Origin of the sequence: Persephonella sp. (genome assembly GCF_027023985.1) — a bacterium.
Taxonomy (GTDB): Bacteria; Aquificota; Aquificia; order Aquificales; family Hydrogenothermaceae; genus Persephonella_A.
This window is the reverse complement of record NZ_JALVTW010000019.1, coordinates 1-7,463: the sequence shown is the minus strand read 5'-3', so window position 1 is coordinate 7,463 and position 7,463 is coordinate 1. Positions and strand designations below refer to the sequence as shown.

Genomic DNA, 7,463 nt, shown 5'->3' with positions numbered 1-7,463 from the left:
GGGATATTGGTTAAATCTTCTCTCTACTTCCGGAATTCTTGCCTTTTCCATAGCTTTTAGAGCCAGTTTTTTTGCCTCTTCTTCGGATATTTTATTATGGGCAAGGATTGCTTCAATAATCTGGTCTCCTATCTTTAATAAGGGGTTTAAAACTGCAGATGGTTCTTGAAATACCATTGATATTTTATTTCCCCTAATATCCCTTAACTTTTCTTTGTTTAACTCAAGGAGATTTTCATATCTTTCCTCATCGCTATTAAATGTTATTTTTCCGGATACTTTTGCATACTTTGGAAGAAGATTAAGAATTGAATAACAGGTTACACTTTTTCCTGAACCTGATTCCCCTACCAGTGCCAGAATTTCATTCCTGTATAAATCAAAAGATATGCCTTTAAGAGCCTGTATAGTTTGATTATCAGTGTGGAAAGATACTTTTAAATTTCTTACAGAAAGGACAGGGATTTCCCTGTCCTTAGTTTTGCTTATCATTTCAGCGCATCTAAGACTTTGTTTATTTGCTCAGCAGACATAAGACCGGAGATTACAATACCGTGTGGGAATATTAAAGTAGGTGTTCCGTTAATTCCTGCCTTACTTGCAAATGCAAAGTGTTCTTGTATGATTTGTTGACCTTCTTTACAGGATTTTTCCAGAGAAGATAATTTTTCATACTGCTTATTTCTTACATACTCAAAACTTTTATCAAGAATTTCCCTTTGTTTTGCGACAGATTTTTCACACAAGATATTTTGCGATATTGGAGATGCATGTTTGTGGAAAGGAAGTGGGAATAAGATTAGTTCAAACTTAACATCATTTCTCATTTTAAGTAGTTTTTTCATTTCTTTGTCAAATTTTGCACAGAAAGGACATTGAGGGTCTGTTACAAGGTATATTGTATATTTTGCCTTTGGATTACCGTAAGTAACAAGATGTTTTTTAGGGATATCTTTGATATCTACAAGTTTTATGTTGTTAAACCTTGGTCCCAGAACTTTTTTCAGTTTTTCTACTCTTTCTTTACCCAGTTTCTTTTCCAGCTTTTTCAGCTTTTCTTCCATACTTTGATGGGCAAGTGCCATTGCTTTTTCTCTGGTAAGGTCTCTTTTATGCTTGATGTCAATAATGCTTCCTGTGATTAGGTAATTAAGAGAGCAGTCTACATAAACGGGAAATTTTCCCCTTGGTGTGTCTAAGATTACTTCGTAAAGATCTTCAATAGGTGAAGGTGATACTTTTTCAACTTTTACATTACCTATTAATGGAGAAAGGGCTTTCTGAACTTCTTCCTTTGTTATATCAGACCCAAGGCATCCCTCTCCTTCTTCTGCATAAACAAAGGATGCAGAAACCAATAACATCAGTGCAAGAATTAATTTTTTCATTCATTTACCCCCTGAGTGTTTGGTTTTTATTATAGTATAATATTTCTGTGAATTATCTGTGATAACTCAGGAGGAAGTCTTGAAAGTAGCTATCGGAAGCGACCATGCAGGTTTCGATTACAAGGAAATAGTAAAAAAACACCTTGAAGAAAAAGGCTTTGAGGTTATAGACAAAGGAACTTATTCAAAAGAAAGCGTTGATTACCCCATTTTTGGGGAGGCTGTTGCACAGGCTGTAGCTTCAGGAGAAGCAGACAGAGGAATAGTTATATGTGGCACAGGGATAGGAATATCTATTTCCGCAAACAAAGTAAAAGGAATCAGAGCAGCATTATGCACAAATGAATATATGGCGAGAATGGCGAGAAAACATAATGATGCAAATATACTGGCATTTGGAGCAAGGGTTTTAGGTATTGATGTTGCCCTTGGAATAGTTGATGTATTCTTTGAAACAGAATTTGAAGGCGGAAGACACGAAAGAAGGGTAAATGAGATAAAAAATATTGAAGAAAAAAATTTCTGTAGTTAAGGAGGTTTGATAATTGCTTGAACATGTAAAAAATCAAGACCCGGAAATATTCAAAGCCCTTTCCCTTGAGTTCAAAAGACAGCAAGAACACCTTGAGATGATAGCCTCTGAAAATTACACTTCCTATGCGGTAATGGAAGTTCAGGGTTCTGTTTTAACAAATAAATATGCAGAAGGTCTACCACATAAAAGATATTACGGTGGTTGTGAGTATGTAGATATAGCAGAAGACCTTGCAATAGAAAGGGTTAAAAAAATATTCGGTGCTGAGCATGCAAATGTTCAGCCCCATTCAGGTTCACAGGCAAATCAAGCAGTATTTTTCTCACAACTTCAGCCTGGCGACACAATAATGGGAATGAGCCTTGCCCATGGTGGACACCTTACACATGGGGCAAAAGTAAACCTGTCAGGGATAGTTTTTAACTCTGTCCAGTATGGTGTAAATCCTGAAACAGAGCTTATAGATTATGACGAGGTTTATAGGCTTGCCAAAGAGCACAAACCTAAAATGATTGTTGCAGGTGCTTCTGCATATTCAAGAATAATAGACTGGGCAAAGTTTAAAGAGATTGCAGATGAAGTTGGTGCTTTATTAATGGTTGATATGGCTCATTATGCCGGTCTTATTGCCGGTGATGCTTATCCATCTCCGGTGCCTTATGCAGATTTTGTTACTTCAACTACACATAAAACACTCAGGGGTCCCAGAGGTGGATTTATCCTTTCAAAAGCTGAATATGCAAAAGATATAGATAAATGGGTATTCCCAAGACTTCAAGGTGGTCCTTTAATGCATGTTATAGCAGCAAAAGCTGTGGCATTTAAAGAAGCTATGACACCTGAGTTCAAAGAATATGCACATCAAACTGTAAAAAATGCTAAAGCTTTAGCAGAAGAGTTAAAAGCTGAAGGCTTAAGAATAGTATCAGGAGGAACAGACTCCCATATTGTTCTGGTTGATCTTAGACCTTTAAATGTAAAAGGAAATCAGGCAGAAGAAGCTTTGGGAAAAGCAAATATAACAGTAAACAAAAACGCAATACCATTTGACCCTGAAAAACCAATGGTGACCTCGGGTATTAGACTTGGAACGGCAGCTCTCACAACAAGAGGCATGAAAGAAGATGATATGAGGAGAATAGCAAAAAATATAGTAAAAGTTCTAAAAAATCTTGACGATGAAAAAGTTATTCAAGAAGTCAAAGATGATGTTTTATCCCTTTGTTCAACATATCCACTTTATCCAGAATGGACTAAGGATTATTTAGGATAAAAATAAGGGGCTTTTTGCCCCTTTTCAAAATGAGATATGACAAAACATTTTCAACTTTTATAGATGTATTAAAAGGAATATCAATTGGTTCCTTTGTGGCTTCAATGGTGGGATTTGTCTTGCAAGAAAATAAAAGTAGCTGGATACTCATAGTTTTTGGCTTTATATTTTTAATAATATCTCTTTCAGCTTCTTTATATTTTGATAAATTACAGGAGAATAAAGATGAGTGATTTAGTTTTAGCTTTGAGCATAATATTAATAGGAGTATTAACAATAGGTTTTCTTTTCTTATTCCTGCCTATCTATCTTGATAAAAAGAAAAAACAACATCAGTGAGGAATTTAATGCAGATAAAAATGTATCCTCTATTTAAAAAAATTCATATATTTACAAAAGCAAGCGAAGAAGCGAGGAACTTTGCTGTCAGACTGAAAAATTGGCTAAACAGTTATGCCATTGAATCAGAAATATTTGAAAACCTGGCAGAGTTAGAACATGAAGAAAATCTAAAAGGGGTTGATCTGCTTCTTGTTGTTGGTGGAGATGGTTCACTTTTAATCACAGCCAGAAGGGTAGCAAAACATGGAATACCTATTTTAGGAATAAATCTTGGTAGACTTGGGTTTTTAACAGAAGTTAACGAGGATGAAGCTTTTGAGGTTTTATCAGAGCTACTGTCAAAACCCCTATGTATCTCCCGTAGAATGATGTTAAGAGCCACCCTTATAAGAGATGGTAAAGAGATACTAAAGGCCGATGTTTTAAATGATGTTGTTGTAAACAAAGCTATCCTTGCAAGGATAGTTGATGTTGCCGTTTATGTAGGAGATAGATACATCACAACCTATAATGGAGATGGAATAATAATTTCAACCCCAACAGGTTCAACAGGGTATGCCCTTTCAGCAGGGGGACCTATTGTTTATCCGATGATGGAGAACTTTCTTATAGTTCCAATATGTCCTCATACACTTACAGACAGACCATTAATGCTTCCTCCATATGAACCCATAACAATAGAGCTGGTTGCAAAAGAAAAGGATGCATGGCTTACCCTTGATGGACAGGAAGGAACACAGCTGCAATATGGGGATAAAATAGTTGTAAAACAATCCCCATATTATACCTATCTAGTTAGAACACCGGATAAAAACTATTTTGATATACTCCGTGAGAAACTGGACTGGAAGTAAAAGTGTATAGAATAGGTATAGGTTTTGATATTCACAGGCTTGAAGAAGGAAGGAAATTAATCATTGGTGGTGTAGAAATACCTTCAGATATTGGTTTTAAGGCACATTCTGATGGAGATATATTTTTTCATGCTTTAACTGATGCCCTTTTAGGAGCTATAGGATACGGAGATATAGGGCAGTTATTTCCGGATAATCAGGAAAAATGGAAAAATGCAGATAGCAAAATATTTGTTGAAGAAGCTTGCAGAATAGTCCGGGAAAAAGGATATAAGATAGAGAATATAGACGGATATATAGTCCTACAAAAGCCTAAAATCTTACCTTATAGGGAAAAAATCATACAAAACACAGCGAAAATTCTTAGAATAAACTCCGATAGAATATTCATAAAAGGCAAAACCTATGAGAAAATAGGTGATATTGGAGAAGGAAAAGCAGCATTTGCAGAAGTGGTAGTTTTACTGAGAAAGGAGGAAAAAGAATGAAAAATATAGACCTGCAAACAACAATACAACAGGTATTAAGAAAATATCCATTTACACAAAAATTTTTCAGTTCTAAAAATATGTATTGCAATATATGTGCTTGCAAAAAACATGAAACGATATATTATGCAGCAGTAAATTATGGTCATGACCCTGAGCAATTTTTACAGGAGTTAAAAGATTTTATAAAAAACAATGAAAAAGGTAAATCAAGCTAAACAATTACTTGAGAAATTAAGCAGTTATGATGAAAAAACTTTATCAAGGATAACAGGTTTATCAGAAACCTTAAAGGAACTGCTTGAAGGTAATTTTCCGGAAGGTTTACTTGAAGATATATCTCTGATAGATAATCTTACACCCCAGAAGAAAAAAGCATTTATACAGCATTTATTAAAAGAAGTTCAAACATATATCAGGGAAAAGGAAGTTGTTAAAAAACCCGAGAAAAAAGAGAAAAAGTCTGTCAAAAAGTTAGACCTAAACTCTTTTTATTCTATAAAAATTCAGGATTTAAAAATCCTCAAACCTATTGAAAAACGAGCTTTCAAAAAAGTCGGAGTTCAGAACATATATCAGGCAGTTACCCTTTTTCCCAAAAAATACGAGGACAAAAGATTAAAAAAACTTGCAAAAATAAAGGACGGGGAGACTGGTTTATTTAGGCTAACCGTTGAAGAAATCAAGAAAATAAATCGGGGGAAACTCAAAGTTCAGGTTGTTTTATCACAGGATAAACACAAACTAAATGCTTATTTTGTCCATGACAAACCTTTTTTATTTACCTTTTTTAGAAAAGGAAAAGAGGTTTTGTTATACGGAAAGGTTTCTGTATTCGGTAAAGAAAAATCAATGGTTCAACCTGAAATCCACAACCAGTTTGACCCTATAATCCTTGATAGAATTGTTCCTGTTTATTCATTGCGGGGAGACAGCTCTGTAAAAACCTCATCCCAGACAATAAATCATTTAAGAAGGGGAATATACAAAATACTGGAAAAGTATCTACCGTATTTTCCTGAGTATATGCCGGAATATATACTTGAAAAATATAAATTACCTTCAATTGAAGATGCATTCCGGCACACACATTTTCCCAGCAATGAAGAAAATTTAGATAAACTCAATGATTTTGAAACAAGACCACAGATAAGGCTTATTTTTGATGAGCTTTTTATTTTGGAGCTGGCACAAGCCTATAGAAAGGCTGCCATAAAAAGTAATCCTGCACCTGTTATACATGTAGAGCCTGATTTTATCCAGAAGTTTGAGGATGCACTGCCGTTTAATCTAACAGATGACCAGAAGAAAGCAATAAAAGATATTATCTCAGATATTACAAAGCCCTCACCTATGAACAGAATGGTTCAGGGAGATGTAGGCAGCGGTAAAACAATGGTTGCTGCTGCAGCATCCCTTGCAGTAGCTTTAGACAGCAAACAGGTTGCCGTAATGGCACCTACAGAAATTCTGGCAAATCAGCATTATAAAAACTTCAAAAATGTATTGGAAAAGTTTGGTATTCCTGCCTATCTGCTTACAGGTAGCACTCCTGCCTCAGAAAAGAAAAATATTTATAAAAAAATAGAAACCGGTGAAGCAAAAGTAGTAATAGGAACCCATGCTCTTATACAGGATGAACTAAAATTTAAAAATCTGGCACTTGTTATAGTTGACGAACAGCACAGATTTGGGGTTGTCCAGAGAAAAGCCTTAATAGAAAAATCCCATGCAGTTCCCCATGTCCTTGTTATGACAGCAACACCTATCCCGCGGACACTTGCTTTAGCACAGTTTGGTGACCTTGATTTGTCGTTAATAAAACAATTGCCGGCAGGAAGAAAACCAGTTTATACATTTATTTATTATGATGATGAAAGGGAAATTTTATACAGAAATGTTAGAAAAGAGTTAGATAAAGGTAGACAGGCATTTGTGGTTTATCCATTGATTGAAGAATCAGAAAAAATAGACCTGAAATCTGCAGAAGAAGGATATAAGCAGTGGAAAGAAGCTTTCCCGGATAAGAAAGTTATTCTGCTTCACGGCAAAATGTCCCAGGAAGAAAAAGACAAAATAATGGAAGATTTCAGGAATAAAAAGGCAGATATTCTTGTTTCAACTACAGTTATTGAGGTTGGAGTTGATATTCCCAATGCCTCAGTAATGGTAATAGAAGATGCCTATAGATTTGGACTTTCCCAGATACATCAGCTTCGTGGTAGAGTTGGTAGAGGAAATTATGAGGGATATTGTTATCTGGTATTACCTGAAAAGTTCAAGCATAAACAGGAAGACCCTGAAGCTGAAAAGAAAAGGCTTAAAACCCTTGAACGTATGAAAATACTGGTTGACACCACAGATGGTTTCAAAATAGCTGAAGCAGACCTTGAGCTTAGGGGAAGCGGAGATATAATGGGAACTGCCCAGTCAGGTAAATTTGGACTATCAATAGCAGATTTTACCCGTCCCAAAGATAGAATAATCCTTGAATATGCTAAAAAAGAAGCTGAAGAACTGATAAGCAAAGACCCAAAGTTAGAAAAACATCCGTTGTTAAAAGAACTTATCTTTAGTAAATAT

9 protein-coding genes are annotated in these 7,463 nt (G+C 35.3%); 7 read left to right on the top strand and 2 right to left on the bottom strand.

The window, feature by feature from the left end; translation table 11 throughout:
* Positions 1 to 492 (bottom strand): ATP-binding cassette domain-containing protein (locus MVE07_RS05580; RefSeq protein ID WP_297455183.1); only part of this gene is annotated, 492 nt, incomplete at its 3' end.
* Positions 489 to 1,388 (bottom strand): DsbC family protein, encoded by a 900-nt coding sequence (locus MVE07_RS05575; RefSeq protein WP_297455179.1) that lies wholly within the window; start codon positions 1,386 to 1,388, stop codon positions 489 to 491. The genes MVE07_RS05575 and MVE07_RS05580, both read right to left, overlap by 4 nt.
* A gap of 79 nt (positions 1,389 to 1,467) precedes the next feature.
* On the opposite strand from MVE07_RS05575, the gene rpiB reads away from it, so the two are divergent.
* The 7 genes from rpiB to recG form a co-directional block, all read left to right on the top strand.
* A complete protein-coding gene (gene rpiB / locus MVE07_RS05570) occupies positions 1,468 to 1,920 on the top strand; it encodes a ribose 5-phosphate isomerase B (protein WP_297455178.1) in 453 nt (150 codons plus the stop codon).
* Positions 1,921 to 1,933: 13 nt separating this feature from the next.
* Positions 1,934 to 3,196 (top strand): serine hydroxymethyltransferase, encoded by a 1,263-nt coding sequence (gene glyA, locus MVE07_RS05565; protein WP_297455176.1) that lies wholly within the window; start codon positions 1,934 to 1,936, stop codon positions 3,194 to 3,196.
* Positions 3,197 to 3,225: 29 nt separating this feature from the next.
* Positions 3,226 to 3,429, top strand: a complete 204-nt coding sequence (locus MVE07_RS05560) for a hypothetical protein (protein WP_297455173.1) — start codon at positions 3,226 to 3,228, stop codon at positions 3,427 to 3,429.
* A gap of 114 nt (positions 3,430 to 3,543) precedes the next feature.
* The gene (locus tag MVE07_RS05555; protein WP_297455170.1) at positions 3,544 to 4,392 is read left to right on the top strand and encodes an NAD(+)/NADH kinase; all 849 of its coding nucleotides are present in this window, start codon (positions 3,544 to 3,546) and stop codon (positions 4,390 to 4,392) included.
* Between the two features lie 2 nt (positions 4,393 to 4,394).
* A complete protein-coding gene (gene ispF, locus MVE07_RS05550; protein ID WP_297455167.1) occupies positions 4,395 to 4,880 on the top strand; it encodes a 2-C-methyl-D-erythritol 2,4-cyclodiphosphate synthase in 486 nt (161 codons plus the stop codon).
* Positions 4,877 to 5,098, top strand: a complete 222-nt coding sequence (locus tag MVE07_RS05545; protein ID WP_297455165.1) for a hypothetical protein — start codon at positions 4,877 to 4,879, stop codon at positions 5,096 to 5,098. The genes ispF and MVE07_RS05545 overlap by 4 nt, the downstream gene beginning before the upstream one ends.
* Positions 5,076 to 7,463: ATP-dependent DNA helicase RecG (gene recG, locus MVE07_RS05540; RefSeq protein WP_297455163.1), on the top strand; the 2,388-nt coding region annotated here is incomplete at its 3' end. The genes MVE07_RS05545 and recG, both read left to right, overlap by 23 nt.